The sequence below is a fragment of the endosymbiont of Ridgeia piscesae genome (genome assembly GCF_001443665.1).
GTDB lineage: Bacteria > Pseudomonadota > Gammaproteobacteria > Chromatiales > Chromatiaceae > Endoriftia > Endoriftia persephonae.
Map to the genome: position 1 here is coordinate 1 of NZ_KQ557185.1, position 1,438 is coordinate 1,438.

The 1,438-nt window shown below is 36.0% G+C and carries 1 protein-coding gene; it reads left to right on the forward strand.

What is annotated here, in order from left to right; all coding sequences use genetic code 11:
• The coding region (locus Ga0074115_RS16055) for an ISNCY family transposase (RefSeq protein WP_157292831.1) at positions 1-1,127 on the forward strand (1,127 nt) is incomplete at its 5' end.
• Positions 1,128-1,438: the final 311 nt, after the last annotated feature.

The window sequence follows — 1,438 nt, forward strand, 5'->3', positions numbered from 1 at the left end:
GTGTTCACCTACAAGGTCCTCTTGCCGTGGTACATAGAGGTAGAGGGAAGCCAAGTAAGCGTAAACACTCAAAAGTCTTCACTGATCAAGCTTTAAAACTCCCACAAGGAAAATATAATGATTTTGGACCAACATTAGCAGCAGAAAAACTAGCTAGTATTGACGCCATTAAGGTTTCTAATGAATGGCTACGAAGGTTAATGATTAAAAATGGTTTGTGGAGAGCCAAGACTAAGCGCATTGTAGTACATCAACTTCGCAATCGCCGTCCTCAATATGGAGAGTTGATCCAAATAGATGGCTCTCATCACGCATGGTTTGAAAAACGTGGAGCCAAATGCGTTGCCTTAGTATTTGTCGATGATGCAACTAGTAAATTACAAGCAGTACATTTTTGCCCTACAGAAGATTTACGGGGATATTTTGCAGCGATGAGCGCGTATGTTAAATCATACGGATGTCCAAAAGAAATATACACAGATAAGCACTCGGTATTTACTGTTAACCATATGCGAGGAGGAGAAAACAAAGGTCAAACTCAATTTGCAAGGATGCTACAGAATTTAAACATTAAGCAGCATCTAGCTAACAGCCCGCAGGCTAAAGGGCGAGTTGAGCGCATGAATAGAGTATTACAAGATAGACTGGTTAAAGAGTTTAGAATGGCAAATATTTCTGACATTGACGCTGATAATGCTTTTATGCCTAGATTTATAGAACAATTTAATAGGAAGTTTGCTAAACCTGCAGTAGAAGATACAGATGGACATATTGCTTTGTCAGAAGAGCAAGTTGAAGCTTTGGAGTATATATTTTCTATTCAAGAAAAAAGACAAGTATCTAAGGCCCTTACAGTTCAGTATAATAATGCTATATATGTAATAAGCCAAATTAGAGCTATTAGAACATTAAGAAAAAGGGGAGTAACAGTTTATGAAAAACTAAATGGCAATATAAAAATTTTCTCGGATAAACAAGAGCTAGTAGCCGATTTACTAGAATATGTTGATAATTACCACAAGCCTTTATCAAGGAAAGAATTAGATATAGAGTTAGATCAGCATATCCATATGTCCCAGCAGGTACCAAATTGTACTGAAAGTAAAAACCAACTTCCCTCTTGTTAAATAATAAGGACAATGTGGAAAAACTGATGGAAAACTTGGGCAAAGATTTTTACCCGAAGTTTCCCACAGCTTTACCACATTAGTTGTTTTGATTATATAACAATAAAAAATTAATAATTTAGACTAAACTCTACTTGTTGTTAGCACAAAACTGATCTGTGGTAAGACTTTGTTGGCATGACAACAAATAGGACATTTTCATTTTGCTGGGAAGGTGGACATTTCTACTTTGGGCTAACAGGTTCCGTTTGTTATTATTCTCTTTATGTGTATACTTACTTGTTTTAGTGCTAATGCAAGACTTATTAGAA